The following is a 14,970-nucleotide window of genomic DNA, read 5'->3' on the forward strand; positions in this document are numbered from 1 at the left end:
TTGCAGCGTCACAGTGGGACGCCCGTCGAAGCAGCGCGGATACATGCCCGGGCGGCGCAGCAGCAGCGACCGAAGAAACGCACCGGTGCGACATTTTGCCCCCTTTACGCACTGAACGGAATCCAGGTCACGCCTTGATTATGCCGTTATTGCATAGGTCAGCGTTTAACAGCATTGGTCAATCGAAGGCGGCAAGCCCACTATTCGTGGCGTTCCGGCATTGTCCGTGCCTTTTGAGACTTTTTTTATCATGTCCTCGCCTGCATCATCGCGCATCGAAAAAGACCTGCTTGGTGTTCTCGAAGTACCTGCCAACGCGTATTACGGCATCCAGACCCTGCGAGCGGTGAACAACTTTCACCTCTCCGGCGTGCCGCTTTCGCACTACCCGAAACTGGTAGTCGCGCTGGCAATGGTCAAGCAGGCGGCAGCGGATGCGAACCATCAGCTCGGACACCTCAATGACGCCAAGCATGCGGCGATCAGCGAGGCCTGTGCCCGCCTGATCCGCGGCGACTTCCACGATCAGTTCGTGGTCGACATGATCCAGGGCGGCGCTGGCACGTCGACCAACATGAATGCCAACGAAGTCATCGCCAACATCGCTCTGGAAACCATGGGTTTCGAGAAAGGCGCATACAAACACCTGCACCCCAACAACGATGTCAACATGGCGCAATCGACCAACGACGCCTACCCCACCGCGATCCGCTTGGGTCTGCTGCTGGGTCACGACGCTCTGCTCGCCAGCCTTTCCAGCCTGATTCAGGCCTTCGCCGCCAAGGGCGAAGAATTCAACCATGTGCTGAAGATGGGCCGCACCCAGTTGCAGGACGCCGTTCCAATGACCCTGGGTCAGGAATTCCGCGCCTTCGCCACCACCCTGACAGAAGACCTGAACCGCCTGCGCAGCCTGGCGCCAGAGCTGTTGACCGAAGTGAACCTCGGCGGAACCGCCATCGGCACCGGCATCAACGCCGACCCTGGCTATCAGAAGCTGGCAGTCGATCGTCTGGCACTCATCAGCGGCCAGCCTCTGGTGCCAGCAGCCGACCTGATCGAAGCGACCTCCGACATGGGCGCCTTCGTGCTGTTCTCGGGCATGCTCAAGCGTACTGCGGTCAAGCTGTCGAAAATCTGCAACGACCTGCGCCTGCTGTCCAGCGGCCCACGCACCGGCATCAACGAAATCAACCTGCCGGCACGCCAGCCAGGCAGCTCGATCATGCCCGGCAAGGTCAACCCGGTGATCCCGGAAGCGGTCAATCAGGTTGCCTTCGAAATCATCGGCAACGACCTGTCGCTGACCATGGCAGCCGAAGGCGGACAATTGCAGCTCAACGTGATGGAGCCGCTGATCGCCTACAAGATCTTCGACTCGATCCGCCTGCTGCAGCGCGCCATGGACATGCTGCGCGAGCACTGCATCGTCGGCATCACAGCCAACGAACAGCGCTGCCGCGAGCTGGTCGAGCATTCGATCGGTCTGGTCACCGCCCTGAACCCTTACATCGGTTACGAGAACTCCACCCGTATCGCCCGCATCGCGCTGGAAACCGGCCGCGGCGTGCTGGAACTGGTGCGTGAGGAAGGTCTGCTCGACGACGCCATGCTCGACGACATCCTGCGCCCGGAAAACATGATCGCTCCGCGTCTGGCGCCCTTGAAGGCCTGACAGGAATGACCTGCGCAACCTGCTCACCAGATTGAGGGCCTAGACACCCCTCAATTTTTTGAGGGTCTGGGAGTGATTCTCCAGACCCTTTTTTTTGCCTGCAGCAAAGGGCTCCGACACTGGACCCAGAGCCTTCGGCACCCCACTTTTGCGGAGCAACCCGTGGAAGTATTCATTCATCGTCGCGAATGAAGAATCAGCCGTCCAAGAAAGCGACTACAGACGTAAAAACTTTGCACCGGTATAGTGCGCCCCCTCAAAAGTAGCGAGGAATAACAAAAATGCTGGAAATGATTAACGACTTTCTCTCCGGTAAGGTACTGATCGTACTTATCGTAGGCCTGGGTAGTTACTTCACGATCCGCTCGCGTTTCGTTCAGTTTCGACATTTTTTCCACATGTTCTCGGTTTTTCGCGACAGTCTGCGCAGCAGCGCCGGCCAGTTGAGTTCGTTTCAGGCCTTGATGCTCAGCCTGGCGGGCCGCGTCGGTGCCGGTAACATCGCAGGCGTCGGCATTGCCGTGACGCTCGGTGGTCCGGGTGCCGTATTCTGGATGTGGGTGACCGCACTGGTCGGCATGGCCAGCAGCTTCATCGAGTGCTCCCTCGCTCAGCTCTACAAACGCAAGGATTCCGAAGGCCAGTTCCGTGGCGGTCCGGCGTTCTATATTCAGTACGGCCTGGGCAAGCGCTGGCTGGGCATGGTCATGGCGGTATTGCTGCTGGTGACCTTCGGCTTTGCCTTCAACGGCCTGCAATCGCACGCTGTGACCGACTCGCTGAAAAGCGCGTTCAACGTCGACACCCGCACCACCGGCATCTGCCTGGTCGTACTGCTGGGCCTGGCCTTCATTGGCGGCATCAAGCGTATCGCGGCCATTTCCGACCTGCTGGTTCCGGTCAAGACCCTGATCTATATCGCGGTGACCATCTACGTGATCGCCCTGCAGATCGACCACGTTCCCGGCATGCTGATGACCATCGTCAGAAGCGCCTTCGGCCTTGATCCGGTATTCGGCGGCCTGATCGGCAGCGCGATCGTGATGGGCGTCAAGCGTGGCGTCTTCGCCAACGAAGCCGGCCTGGGTAGTGCGCCCAACGTGGCTGCCGTGGCACAGGTCGAGCACCCGGTGGCCCAGGGCGTGGTTCAGGCGTTCAGCGTGTTCCTCGATACCTTCGTGATCTGCACCTGCACCGCCTTGCTGATTCTTCTGTCCGGTATCTACGACATCGGCTACGACGGCAACGGTATCGTTCTGGCACAGAACTCGCTGGCAGCCGTGGTCGGTGACTGGGGCAGAGTCTTCATCAGCGTAGCGCTGGCACTGTTCGTCTTCACCTCGATTCTCTACAACTACTACCTGGGCGAAAACAGCCTGCGCTTCCTGTTTGGCGAGAAGATCCAGACCATCATCATCTACCGCATCGCGGTGCTGGTACTGATCATGTGGGGTGCGGTCGTCGACCTGAAAGACGTACTGGCGTTCGCCGACATCACCATGACCATGCTGGCGTTCGTCAACCTGATCGCCCTTGCAATGCTGTTCAAAGTCGTCAAACGCATTTTGAATGACTACGATGCGCAACGTCGGGCCGGGGTCAAGACGCCGGTGTTCGATTCCAGCCAGTTCCCTGATCTGGACCTGGATCGCACCGCATGGCCGGCCAATCCGACCCGTCAGTCGACACAGGATGCCGAAGCGGCAGCCAAGTCTGTACCCGAAGCACGATAATCACCGCGACACTACGCCGGAGAAGAGCCATGCCGCATGACGCACAACAACCCGCACAACGCGTGATGGTTCTTTACACCGGCGGCACCATCGGCATGCAGGCCAGCGCCAATGGTCTGGCTCCGGCCTCCGGTTTCGAGGCGCGAATGGCCGGGCAACTGGCCGAGCACCCGGAACTGGTGATGCCGCAGTGGCGCTTTCGCGAGATGTCGCCGCTGATCGACAGCGCCAACATGACCCCTTCCTACTGGCTGCGCCTGCGCGAGGCGGTGATCGAGGCGGTTGAGGTCGATGGCTGCGATGCGGTGCTGGTCCTGCATGGCACCGACACCCTGGCGTACAGCGCAGCGGCGATGTGTTTCCAGTTGTTGGGTTTCAGCGCGCCGGTACTGTTCACCGGTTCGATGCTGCCTGCCGGCGTGCAGGACAGCGATGCCTGGGAAAACGTCAACGGCGCCCTGCTGGCGCTGGGTTCGGGTCTGGTGTCAGGCGTGCAGCTGTATTTTCACGGGCAACTGATGGCGCCCGTACGCTGCGCGAAAATTCGCAGCTTCGGTCGTCAGCCGTTCGCACCGCTGCAACGCTCACGCGGCGGCCATGCGGTGGTTTCGCTCCCTGACGCATTGAACTATCGCCAGACCAAGACACTTACAGAGGTGGCGGTATTGCCGCTGTTTCCCGGTGTCGGTGCTGCCCAGCTGGACGGTCTGATCAACAGTGGTATCCGCGGTCTGGTGCTCGAATGCTTCGGCAGCGGCACGGGCCCCAGTGACGATCCGCAATTTCTGGCCAGTCTGGAGAACGCGCGAGCGCTGGGTATCTGTGTGGTCGCGATTACCCAGTGCCATGAGGGCGGTGTCGAGCTGGATGTCTACGAAGCGGGCAGCCGTCTGCGAAGTGCAGGCGTACTCTCCGGTGGTGGCATGACCCGTGAAGCAGCGCTGGGCAAACTGCATGCGCTGCTGGGCGCAGACCTGACGACCGAGGAGGTACGGCGCCTGGTCGAACTGGACCTGTGCGGCGAGCTGCGTTAAGCGGCTGCCTCTGCTTTACCCGAGGCGTCACGCAATCGCGCGACGCCTCACCCCTTCATGAAGCCTTGCATTCCTCCTGCGCGCCCCTGAGCATCGAATCCAGATTGCGCTCGATGTTTTCGCACAACGCCGTCATCTGAATCTCATGTTCACTGGCACGGAACGGGCTCTGCAGGTCGGTACCGATCTTCTCGATCGCCAACAACATAAAACCCACCACCGTCGACGCCAGAGGCGTGAACCAGCCCAGGGTCTCCACCAGGCCAATCGGTACGATCAGGCAGAACAGCGTGATGAACAGGCGCGGAAAAGCCACGTACGGATAAGGCAACGGTGTATTGGCAATACGCTCCATGCCGCCCTGGCAATTGGAGATATCCACCATGGTCGACTCCAGCCGCGCCAGACGAATGCTGTCCAGCCGCCCGGCCTGATACTCCTTGGCCAATAGCGCAGCCGACGTATTGAGCAGGTCGTTGGGAAAGTTGTTGGTATCGTGACGACGTTCGAATTCCTCGCGAGGAATCAGCATCTGAACTTCATCACCACACTTGGCGCCCTTCAGGTGCGCAGACAGGCACTTCACATACGCGACATGGCGACGCAACAGTGTGGCCTTGACCGGGTTGATCCCGTCGTCATCCTCGACCAGCGTCAGCACTTGCCGAGCGAAGCTGCGTGAACTGTTGACCAGCGCGCCCCATAGCGTCCTGGCTTCCCACCAGCGGTTATAGGCACTTGAATTGCGGAAGCTGGTCAGCACCACCAGCGCCGAGCCCAGCAGGGTCAACGGCATGGACGGCAAGGTGATCTTGCGCTCCAGATAGAGCATGAAGTCGACCGTGACAATCACGTCCCAGATCAACAGCCAGAAAAGCGACCATCCTACATAACCGATGGTCTTGCCGAGAAAACGGATTTTCGAAATGATCGTTTGCTGCAAAAGAACCACCCCATCGAAAAATAAGCGAACCGCATACGCACAGTTACCGCATGGCCTTTGAATACGAAACCGGCAGTTGGTTCGCAAGCGGCCCGCTTATCTCGGGGTTTCAGACGTTTTCAGCAGCCATTAAGAACCACCTGCGGACGCTCGCCGGTGAAGAAAATCGGCCGCAGGCGGACACCGACGACGTTACCGGCGTAGGCCGCCACCAGCCACAGCCAGCCGTGCAGGCTGCCGGAGGCAATGCCGCTGAAGTACGCACCGATGTTGCAGCCGTAGGCCAGGCGCGAGCCGTAGCCCAGCAGCAAGCCGCCGATGACCGCCGCCACCAGCGAGCGCGTGGGGATATCGAGGCTGGGTGCAAAACGACCTGCCAGACCTGCCGCCAGCAAGGCACCGAGCATGATGCCGATGTCCATCACACTGGTGATGTCTTCCCACACCGGAGCCGCCAGCGCCTTGGCGTTCGCAGCGCTCTGCCAGAACACCCAACTGCCGACGTCCACGCCCAGCCCGCTGGCCGCTTTCGCGCCCCACAGCGCGAACGCCGAGGTGATGCCCCACGGACGACCGGCCAACGCCAGCGTTGCGTAATTGAGCAGCGCCAGCGCGACAGCGCCCCAGACCAGAACCCACGGCCCGCGCAGCACGCGACTCATGCCGCGATGATCCGTGACTGGCGGCGCTTCAAGCTGGCCATGACGGCGCTTTTCGAGCTTGACGGTCACCAGCGCGATCAAGCCGAACAGCGCCAGATTGACCAGCAGCGCAGGCAGCACGCCGAAGGTCTTGACCACCGACACCGCCGGGAACGAAGGCAGGGCAAACCACCAGTCGACGTGATGGGTGGCAATCAGTGAGCCGAGGATGAAAAACAGCAGCGTCACCAGCATCCGCGCGTTGCCACCACCGGCAGTGAACAATGTGCCGGACGCACAGCCGCCACCCAGCTGCATGCCGATGCCGAAAATGAACGCGCCGACGACGACCGAAATCCCGACCGGGGCAACCAGGCCAGTGACTGGCTGGCCGAACAGCGTGCCCGCACCCAGTGCCGGGAAAAACAGCACCACGGCGACCGCCAGCATGACCATTTGCGCGCGCAGGCCAGCACCCCGTCGCTCGCGGATGAACACCCGCCACGCCGAGGTGAAACCAAATGCCGCGTGATACAGCGTTACGCCCAACGCCGCGCCGACGATCCACAGCATTACCTGGCGGGTGCCGACACTGAGCAGAAGGAACTGGGCGCCCATCAGCAGCAGGAACAGCGCGGCCAGCGGCGCGCCGAACTTGCGTCCGGGTGTTGCAGTAAGAGAGTTGTTCATGGGTATCTCAAGGACAGGTAACAGAAAGCGCAGATTATACGCCTGCCAACGGGTCTACTCGGACCAGACCTCGCGCAGCCTGTTCAATGCCTCGACCATCTCGTCCTCGGGCACTGCGGCAAACCCCAGCACCAGCCCGGCGCGGTTATCCACAGGCTCGGTGGAATCAGGCAGCCAGTAATCACTCAGGGCATTCATTTCGACCCCGACACCATTGGCCTTGGCAATCAGCGCCTGCTCACGCGCCACGCTGTCGACCTTGACCATGACATGCAGCCCGGCAACCACTCTGGGCATTGCCGCGCATCCTGGAATATCGGCCGGCCAGTTATCCAGCAGCACATTGCGACGACTGAGCGCCGCGCGGCGCATGCGACGTATGTGTCGCTGGAAATGACCCGACGCAATGAATTGCGCCATGACCGCCTGAACCCCTATTTCGGTGTGACGCATGTCCACGGCCTTGCGCTGGCTGAACACCGGCACCAGTGGCTCTGGCAAAACCAGGTACCCGAGGCGCAGCGCCGGAAAGGCGATTTTGCCGAACGTGCCGACGTAGAGCACCCGCGCGTTGCGGTCGAGCGCAGCCAGGGGCGCCAAGGGTGAACCGCTGTAGCGATACTCACCGTCGTAATCATCCTCGACAATCCAGCCCTGGTGTTTCTCGGCCCAGGCCAGCAATTCCAGACGCCGCGCCAGGCTCATCACCACGCCAGTCGGGTATTGGTGTGAAGGCGTCACGTAGGCCAGCCTGCAGTCTGCCTGCTCAAGGTCTGCGCAACGCATGCCTTCGTTATCCACAGCCACACCGTGCAATCGAGCACCTGCCAGGGCAAACGCATGACCGGCCGCCCGATACCCCGGATTCTCCACAGCAACGCCCTCGCCCGGGGTAAGAAGCAACTGTGCACAAAGGCTGATCGCGTGTTGTGCACCACTGGTGATCACAATTTGCTCAGCGCTGCAATGCAGCCCACGCGATGAGCGCAGGTAGACCGCAATCAACTCACGTAACCGCGAGTCTCCCGCCGCCAACCCATAACCGAGCTGAGCAAGATCAGGTCTGCGCCAAAAAGCGGCATACAGCTTGCCCCACAAGGCAAAGGGGAAAAGATCGAACGCCGGTACGCCGACCCGAAAGGCCCGCGGACGACCCGTCGGTGGTTCATGCAGATGATGTTTTTCCAGCAGCGCGAGCACCGGGCTGTGGATAACTTCACAGGAGGAATCTGACGGTATTTCAGACCCGATTGTGGACAAACCTGTGTATAACCCTGTGGATACACCTGTGGGTAAGTTGGTGGATAGTTTTTTGCGACCGGTCCGCCGAGGCGCGGCGCTTGATTCAGAGAGCTGCGCCACATACGTACCGTCGCCAACGCGCCCCTCGATGAAACCCTCGGCATACAGCTGGTCATAGGCCCGTATCACGCTGTTACGGGAGATGCCCAGTGAATGCGCCAAATCGCGACTGGCTGGCAGGCGCGTGCCACTGCTCAGACGCCCATCGAGGACCTGCTCGCGCAACAGGCCATAAAGCTGCTTGCTCAGGCCCTGATTCGGGTCCAGCGCGATACCGGTGAGTGTGGGCGGAAACGCAACACTGAGATCAGGCATGTATTGGCCCTGTTAAAATGATCAAAAATGGATCTTACATCAGACCAATACCTTGCCTACGATCCTGTTATCAGCCAAGGACATTACCCATGTACATCCCTGCCGCTTTCAAGAACAACGACACACCGAGCCTGCACGAGCAGATCGAGCAGACGCGCCTGGCGATTCTGGTCACGCACGGCGCAGAAGGATTGCAAGCCACCCACCTGCCACTGCTGTTGCGCCGCGATGAAGGTTCGTATGGCACGCTTTACGGGCACCTGGCCAAAGCCAATCCACAGTGGCAGCAACTTAGCTCCGGCGCCGAGGCACTGGTGATTTTTCCTGGCGGCGATGCCTACGTGAGCCCGTCGTTCTATCCGAGCAAGAGGGAGCACGGCAAGGTCGTACCGACGTGGAATTATGTGGCCGTGCATGCTTATGGGCAGGCCGAGGTTTTTACCGATGCTGCGCAATTGCATCAGTTGCTGGCTGACCTGACCCATCGCCATGAATCCGACCGAGCGCAACCCTGGTCCATTGACGACGCGCCGGCGGACTACATCGCAAAAATGCTCGGGGCGATTGTCGGATTCGCCATTCCGGTGCAACGGCTGCAGGGCAAACGTAAACTCAGTCAGAATCGCAGCGCTGCGGACATGGCCGGTGTGCGCGACGGCCTCGCCGCAAGCCAGGATGCAAATGACCAACACGTCGCTCGCTTGATGAGCGAAGGGAGCAGCTCATGACCGATGTGCGTATTCGCCCCGTTAACGTCGACGACCATCACGCGTGGCTGCCTCTGTGGCAGGCCTATCTGCGCTTCTACAACACCGAACTGGCCGAAGGCGTCAGCGACATCACCTGGCAACGCCTTGTGGACCCGAGCGAACCGACTCACTCGGCGCTCGCCTGGCGGGGTGACGAGGCGGTGGGCATGGTGAATTTCATCTACCATCGCTCCAACTGGAGCATCAACAACGCCTGTTACCTGCAAGATCTGATCGTCGCGCCCGAACAACGCGGAACAGGCATCGGCAGGCAGCTGATCGAGTTTGTCTACGCCACGGCCAAGGCAGACGGTTGCGACAAGGTGCACTGGCTGACCCACGAAACCAACGCCACGGCCATTCAGTTGTACGAGCGAATCGCCGAACGGCCCGGCCTCATACAATTTCGTAAAGCACTCTGAAACAGGAAGTGACTGATGTCCGACACCCTGCTGGACTGGCAAGCCGCTGCACTGCCCACGGCCCATACACTGACAGGCCGTTTCATACGCCTGGAAAAACTTGATGCCGCGCGTCACGCCGATGACTTGTGGGCGGCACTCGAAGGCCCGAATGCGGACCCAAAGCTGTGGGATTATCTTCCCTACGGGCCGTTCAGCGACCGTAGCGCCTTCGATAGATGGCTGGCCGGGCATCAGGCGGCCACCGATCCGTGGTTTTACACCGTGGTCGATCAGCAGACCGATAAGGCCGAAGGCGTCATCAGCCTGATGTCGATCGTCGCTGCCCATGGGCGCATCGAGATAGGTCATGTCACCTTCAGCGCGGCCATGCAACGCACGCCCAAAGGCACCGAAGCCATTTACCTGCTGGCCAGAGAGATTTTCGCACTGGGCTATCGTCGTCTGGAGTGGAAGTGCAACGCCAACAACGCCCGCTCCAAACGCGCTGCCGAGCGATTCGGCTTCAGCTACGAAGGCACCTTCCGCCAGCACATGGTGGTCAAAGGCCAGAGCCGGGATACCGAGTGGTATTCGATCCTCGACAGCGAATGGCCTGAGCGGCAGAACGCCTTTGAGCGCTGGCTGGCTGTGGATAACTTTAAAGAAGGGCAACAGATCAAGGGGCTTGAAGCGTTTCGGTAATCCTGAGGACGCAGAGCGTCCAGAACGGCATTCCCACGCTGGAGCGTGCGGAACGATAGTCGTGACCACTGGCCGCGCCTACACAGAATAAAAAAAGGGAAGCCACGAGTGCTTCCCTGAGGTAAACCTTTGGATGATGCTCAGGCGTCAGCTCAACCTTCGATCTCGATCAGCACTTCGCCCGGATTGACGCGGTCGCCTTTGGCGACGTGGATGGCGACGACCTTGCCCGCTACCGATGCCTGAACCTCGGTCTCCATCTTCATCGCTTCAGTGATCAACACTGCCTGACCGGCCTTGACCACATCGCCCTCCTTGACCAGCACATCGACGATGTTGCCGGGCATGGTGGTGCTGACGTCACCCGGTGCGTGGGCTTGTTTGCGTTTGCTGGCCCCGCCGCCGACGAATTCGTTGAGCGGCTCGAACACCACCTCTTCCGGCATGCCGTCTATGGTCAGGTAGAAGTGGCGCTTGCCCTCAGCCTTGACGCCCACACCGGTGATGTCGACCCGATAGGTTTCGCCGTGCACATCAATAACGAACTCGGTCGGTACGCCCTCACCGCCTGCCTTCGCCACGCTTCCGGCTTCGGGAATCGGCAGCAGCACTTCCGGCGCCAGTGTCCCGGCTGCACGTTCCTCGAGGAACTTGCGGCCAATGTCCGGGAACATGGCAAACGTCAGCACGTCCTCTTCGGACTTGGCCAACGCGCCGATATCGGCCCGTAGCTTGGTCATCTCCGGCTTGAGCAGGTCGGCCGGACGAACATCGATCAGCTCTTCATTGCCGATCGCCTGACGGCGCAGTTTTTCATCCACCTGACCCGGCGCCTTGCCGTAGCCGCCTTGCAGATAAAGCTTCACTTCATTGGTGATGGTTTTGTAACGCTCCCCGGCCAACACATTGAAGAACGCCTGAGTACCGACGATCTGCGAGGTCGGGGTTACCAGCGGCGGATAGCCGAGGTCTTTGCGCACACGCGGAATTTCAGCCAGCACTTCGCTCATGCGGTTGAGTGCGCCCTGCTCCTTCAACTGATTGGCCAGGTTGGAAATCATCCCGCCCGGCACCTGATTAACCTGTACCCGCGTGTCGACTGCAGTAAATTCGCTTTCGAACTGATGGTATTTCTTACGCACCGCGTAGAAGTACAGACCGATTTCCTGCAGCAGCTCCAGGTCCAGGCCGGTGTCGAATACGCTGCCCTTGAGCGCGGCCACCATCGATTCGGTGCCCGGATGGCTGGTGCCCCAGGCAAAGCTGGAGATCGCCGTGTCGATATGGTCCGCGCCGCTTTCGATCGCCTTGAGCTGACACATCGCGGCCAGACCGGCCGTGTCATGCGAGTGGATGAACACCGGCAACGACTGCTCGGCCTTCAGCGCCTTGACCAGCTCACCCGTGGCATAAGGCGTCAACAGACCGGCCATGTCCTTGATCGCCACCGAGTCACAGCCCATGGCTTCCATCTGCCGGGCCTGCGCCACGAAGGCCTCGATGGTATGCACCGGGCTGGTGGTGTAAGCGATGGTGCCCTGCGCGTGTTTGCCCGCCGCTTTCACCGCCTCGATGGCAACCCGCAGGTTACGCACATCGTTCATGGCATCGAAAATACGGAACACATCAATACCGTTGACCGCCGCCTTGGCGACGAACGCCTTGACCACGTCATCGCTGTAATGCCGATAGCCCAGCAGGTTCTGGCCGCGCAGGAGCATCTGCAACCGGGTATTGGGCAAGGCCGCACGCAGCTGGCGCAGACGTTCCCACGGGTCTTCCTTGAGAAAACGCACGCAGGCGTCGAAGGTAGCGCCGCCCCAGACTTCCAGCGACCAGTAGCCGACCTGGTCGAGCTTGTCGCAGATCGGCAGCATGTCTTCGGTACGCATGCGCGTCGCCAGCAACGATTGGTGAGCGTCACGCAGGATGGTGTCGGTTACAAAGATCTTCTTGGTCATGGGTAGTCCTTTCGAGCTGCAAGTTGTCAGCTGCAAGCTTCAAGTAAGAGCGACTCGGCTTTTACTTGCAGCTTGTAGCTTGAAACTTGCAGCTGCTTATTCATAAGCCTGCATGGGCGGCAATGGCGGCGGCGATGGCCAGGGCCAGCTCTTCGGGTTTGCGTTTGATCGAATAATTGGTCAGCTCGGGATGGCTCTCGACAAAGCTGGTATTGAACTCACCGCTGCGGAACTCCGGGTTGCGGAGGATTTCCTGGTAATAGGCAGCCGTGGTCTTGACCCCTTGCAGGCGCATGTCATCGAGCGCACGCAGGCCGCGGTCCATGGCCTCTTCCCAGGTCAGCGCCCAGACAATCAGCTTCAGGCACATCGAGTCATAGAACGGCGGAATGGTGTAGCCGGTATAGATCGCCGTGTCGGTACGCACGCCAGGCCCGCCGGGCGCGTAATAACGGGTGATCTTGCCGAAGCTGGGCAGGAAGTTGTTCTTCGGGTCCTCGGCGTTGATCCGGAACTGCAGGGCAAAACCGCGATGGATGATGTCTTCCTGCTTCACCGACAGCGGCAGACCGGAGGCGATACGAATCTGCTCGCGAACGATATCGATGCCGGTGATTTCTTCGGTGATGGTGTGCTCGACCTGCACCCGGGTGTTCATCTCCATGAAGTACACCTCACCCTCGGCGAGCAGAAACTCCACGGTGCCGGCATTCTCGTAACCGACTGCCTTGGCCGCACGTACCGACAGATCACCGATGTAGGCGCGCTGTTCGGGGGTCAACTGCGGGCTGGGAGCAATTTCGATGAGTTTCTGGTTGCGTCGCTGAATCGAACAATCGCGCTCGAACAGGTGCACCACGTTGCCGAAGCTGTCGCCCAGAATCTGCGCTTCAATGTGCTTGGGATTGACGATGCATTTCTCGAGAAAGACTTCTGCCGAACCGAAGGCCTTGGTCGCTTCGGAAATCACGCGCGGGAAGGCCTGCTCGAGTTCTTCGCGGCTGTTGCAGCGGCGGATACCCCGTCCGCCGCCCCCGGAGGTGGCCTTGAGCATCACCGGGTAACCGATACGCTCGCCCTCGGCCAGCGCCTCGTCGATATCTGCCACGTTGCCTTCAGTACCGGGCGTGACCGGTACGCCGGCCTTGATCATGCTGCGCCGGGCCTCGGTCTTATCCCCCATGCGACGAATGACTTCTGCTGAGGGGCCGATAAATTTGATCCCTCGCTCGGCGCAGATATCGGCCAGTTCGGCATTCTCGGAAAGAAAGCCATAGCCGGGATGCAACGCATCGCAACCGGTTTCCACTGCCAGATTCACCAATTTACGCGGGTTCAGGTAACCCGCCAGAGGTTCGGCACCAATGCCATAGGCTTCGTCGGCACGTTTGACATGCAAGGCATGCCGATCCGCTTCGGAAAAGATCGCTACCGAGCGAATGCCCATCTCGGCGCATGCACGCACGATGCGAACGGCAATCTCCCCGCGGTTGGCGATCAGAATTTTTGTTATCACTGGCGTTTCCCTCGACCCACACTTGTAACCGTGTATGTGACTGAATGTCGCAGGCCCACCCTATGCCCAATCAAGGATTAACAAAAATGAGTAAAAGTTGGGAGGTGCATAAGTAAAAGCTTATAGTTGGCGCTTCAGTCGGATCGCGGAGCCTTTATAAATGCGTAAGTCATTGATGCGTATGACATTGCGTCAACTGCGCATTTTCAATGAGGTGTGCGATCTGCGCTCATACAGCCGTGCTGCCGAAGAGATGTCGCTGACACAACCCGCTGTCAGCCTGCAGATTCGGCAGCTCGAAGAGCTGATCGGCCAGCCGCTGTTCGAATACGTCAGCAAAAAGCTCTACCTGACCGAAGCGGCGCAAGCGCTACAACAGGCCAGCCGGGATATTTTCGGGCGCCTGGAAAGCCTGGACATGCAGCTTTCCGACATGCAGGGCTCGCTGCAGGGCCAGTTGAAGCTGGCCGTCGAGTCGAGCTGCAAGTACTTCATCCCTCACCTGTTCGCCGCCTTCAAGCGCCAGCACCCGGAAGTCAGCCTGAGCCTGATGGTGGTCAATCACGCCCAAGTCATCAGACGCCTGTCGGATAACCGCGATGATCTAGTGGTGATGTCGGCAGTGCCACTGGACATGGGCCTGGAGTTCTTGCCGTTCCTGAATAACCCGATTGTCGCCGTAGCGCCGCCTGACCATCCGCTGAGCAGCCGCGCGACGCTGAACCTGAAAGATCTGGAGCCATGGCCGTTGCTGACCCGGGAAACAGGATCGGGCACGCGTCGGGCCTGCGAGGAGTTTTTCAAGGAGAAGCGCGTGCACTTCACGCAGACGCTGGAAGTCTCTTCCAGCGAAGCACAACGTGAATGCGTGGTAGCCGGGCTGGGCCTGGCGATGCTGACCCGACACGCGGTCTGCCAGGAACTCGCCACAGGCGCCCTGGTCGAGCTGCCCGTGGCGGAGTTGCCACTGTATCGAAGCTGGTGCGTGGCTCAGGCCAGGGACAAACGCCTTTCACCCGTGGCACATGCGTTTCTTGCGTTCATCCGCACCGAACGTGCGCAGATCAGCCAGCTTGTCGAGCGTTTCGACGGTCGACCGCGGGCAACTTGATCGTCTGCCAGACGGCGTTATCCATGCCATCCATGTAGTCACACAACTCCTGATTGAGTTGACGTGCCTCGCTGTAGCTTTCAATTGCCCGACGAAACTCCATGCGACGCTGATCTTCCTGCTGACGGCGGGTTTTCACGGTGCTGGTAGGTAAATCATCGTAATGCCGAGCCATATCCTGTCTCCCAATACGT

General features: G+C 60.0%; 13 protein-coding genes. 7 read left to right on the plus strand and 6 right to left on the minus strand.

The features are described 5' to 3' along the window. Positions 1-250: 250 nt before the first annotated feature. The 3 genes from aspA (at position 251) to JOE39_RS19215 (ending at position 4,442) form a co-directional block, all read left to right on the plus strand. The gene (gene aspA, locus JOE39_RS19205) at positions 251-1,675 is read left to right on the plus strand and encodes an aspartate ammonia-lyase (RefSeq protein WP_004419252.1); all 1,425 of its coding nucleotides are present in this window, start codon (positions 251-253) and stop codon (positions 1,673-1,675) included. Positions 1,676-1,956: 281 nt separating this feature from the next. Continuing rightward, on the plus strand, positions 1,957-3,408 hold the full coding sequence (locus JOE39_RS19210) for an alanine/glycine:cation symporter family protein (protein WP_024665744.1): 1,452 nt from the start codon (positions 1,957-1,959) through the stop codon (positions 3,406-3,408). Positions 3,409-3,437: 29 nt separating this feature from the next. After that, positions 3,438-4,442 (plus strand): asparaginase, encoded by a 1,005-nt coding sequence (locus tag JOE39_RS19215; protein WP_134942964.1) that lies wholly within the window; start codon positions 3,438-3,440, stop codon positions 4,440-4,442. 55 nt (positions 4,443-4,497) lie between these two features. Here the strand turns inward: JOE39_RS19215 and JOE39_RS19220 are convergent, their stop codons facing one another. The 3 genes from JOE39_RS19220 to JOE39_RS19230 all read right to left on the minus strand — a co-directional run bounded on the left by JOE39_RS19220 (position 4,498) and on the right by JOE39_RS19230 (position 8,333). Then, complete coding sequence (locus JOE39_RS19220; protein WP_003316074.1) at positions 4,498-5,385, minus strand: bestrophin family ion channel; 888 nt, start codon at positions 5,383-5,385, stop codon at positions 4,498-4,500. Between the two features lie 119 nt (positions 5,386-5,504). Continuing rightward, entirely contained in the window at positions 5,505-6,716 is a 1,212-nt protein-coding gene (locus JOE39_RS19225) for a YeeE/YedE family protein (RefSeq protein WP_024649904.1), read from the minus strand. A gap of 54 nt (positions 6,717-6,770) precedes the next feature. Further along, positions 6,771-8,333, minus strand: a complete 1,563-nt coding sequence (locus tag JOE39_RS19230; protein ID WP_210078447.1) for a PLP-dependent aminotransferase family protein — start codon at positions 8,331-8,333, stop codon at positions 6,771-6,773. Positions 8,334-8,422: 89 nt separating this feature from the next. On the opposite strand from JOE39_RS19230, the gene JOE39_RS19235 reads away from it, so the two are divergent. From JOE39_RS19235 to JOE39_RS19245, 3 genes are read left to right on the plus strand one after another with little or no spacing between them, the layout of a single operon-like run. Further along, positions 8,423-9,061, plus strand: a complete 639-nt coding sequence (locus JOE39_RS19235) for an FMN-binding negative transcriptional regulator (RefSeq protein WP_198710894.1) — start codon at positions 8,423-8,425, stop codon at positions 9,059-9,061. Continuing rightward, positions 9,058-9,504, plus strand: a complete 447-nt coding sequence (locus JOE39_RS19240) for a GNAT family N-acetyltransferase (RefSeq protein ID WP_096133875.1) — start codon at positions 9,058-9,060, stop codon at positions 9,502-9,504. The genes JOE39_RS19235 and JOE39_RS19240 overlap by 4 nt, the downstream gene beginning before the upstream one ends. A 15-nt stretch (positions 9,505-9,519) precedes the next feature. Next, entirely contained in the window at positions 9,520-10,188 is a 669-nt protein-coding gene (locus JOE39_RS19245) for a GNAT family protein (protein WP_046271305.1), read from the plus strand. Between the two features lie 152 nt (positions 10,189-10,340). Here the strand turns inward: JOE39_RS19245 and oadA are convergent, their stop codons facing one another. Beyond that, positions 10,341-12,149 (minus strand): sodium-extruding oxaloacetate decarboxylase subunit alpha, encoded by a 1,809-nt coding sequence (oadA, locus tag JOE39_RS19250; RefSeq protein WP_210078445.1) that lies wholly within the window; start codon positions 12,147-12,149, stop codon positions 10,341-10,343. 100 nt (positions 12,150-12,249) lie between these two features. After that, positions 12,250-13,665, minus strand: coding sequence for an acetyl-CoA carboxylase biotin carboxylase subunit (locus JOE39_RS19255; RefSeq protein WP_096115545.1), 1,416 nt, complete (start codon positions 13,663-13,665; stop codon positions 12,250-12,252). A gap of 160 nt (positions 13,666-13,825) precedes the next feature. Between JOE39_RS19255 and JOE39_RS19260 the strand changes: the two genes are divergently transcribed. After that, entirely contained in the window at positions 13,826-14,776 is a 951-nt protein-coding gene (locus JOE39_RS19260; protein ID WP_096115544.1) for a LysR family transcriptional regulator, read from the plus strand. Here JOE39_RS19260 and JOE39_RS19265 read toward each other — a convergent pair. Next, positions 14,730-14,915 carry a hypothetical protein gene (locus JOE39_RS19265; RefSeq protein ID WP_003316061.1) on the minus strand — a complete coding sequence of 62 codons (186 nt, stop codon included), beginning with the start codon at positions 14,913-14,915 and terminating at the stop codon, positions 14,730-14,732. The two genes, JOE39_RS19260 and JOE39_RS19265, sit on opposite strands and share 47 nt — an antisense overlap. Positions 14,916-14,970: the final 55 nt, after the last annotated feature.

Source organism: Pseudomonas sp. PvP100, assembly GCF_017833055.1.
GTDB lineage: Bacteria > Pseudomonadota > Gammaproteobacteria > Pseudomonadales > Pseudomonadaceae > Aquipseudomonas > Aquipseudomonas syringae.

Coding starts and splice junctions, on each gene's coding strand:
- JOE39_RS19230 (WP_210078447.1), bottom strand. CDS start 8,333: ATGCCTGATCTCAGTGTTGCGTTTCCGCCCACACTCACCGGTATCGCG.
- JOE39_RS19240 (WP_096133875.1), top strand. CDS start 9,058: ATGACCGATGTGCGTATTCGCCCCGTTAACGTCGACGACCATCACGCG.
- JOE39_RS19260 (WP_096115544.1), top strand. CDS start 13,826: ATGCGTAAGTCATTGATGCGTATGACATTGCGTCAACTGCGCATTTTC.
- JOE39_RS19215 (WP_134942964.1), top strand. CDS start 3,438: ATGCCGCATGACGCACAACAACCCGCACAACGCGTGATGGTTCTTTAC.
- JOE39_RS19235 (WP_198710894.1), top strand. CDS start 8,423: ATGTACATCCCTGCCGCTTTCAAGAACAACGACACACCGAGCCTGCAC.
- aspA (WP_004419252.1), top strand. CDS start 251: ATGTCCTCGCCTGCATCATCGCGCATCGAAAAAGACCTGCTTGGTGTT.
- JOE39_RS19225 (WP_024649904.1), bottom strand. CDS start 6,716: ATGAACAACTCTCTTACTGCAACACCCGGACGCAAGTTCGGCGCGCCG.
- JOE39_RS19210 (WP_024665744.1), top strand. CDS start 1,957: ATGCTGGAAATGATTAACGACTTTCTCTCCGGTAAGGTACTGATCGTA.
- JOE39_RS19245 (WP_046271305.1), top strand. CDS start 9,520: ATGTCCGACACCCTGCTGGACTGGCAAGCCGCTGCACTGCCCACGGCC.
- oadA (WP_210078445.1), bottom strand. CDS start 12,149: ATGACCAAGAAGATCTTTGTAACCGACACCATCCTGCGTGACGCTCAC.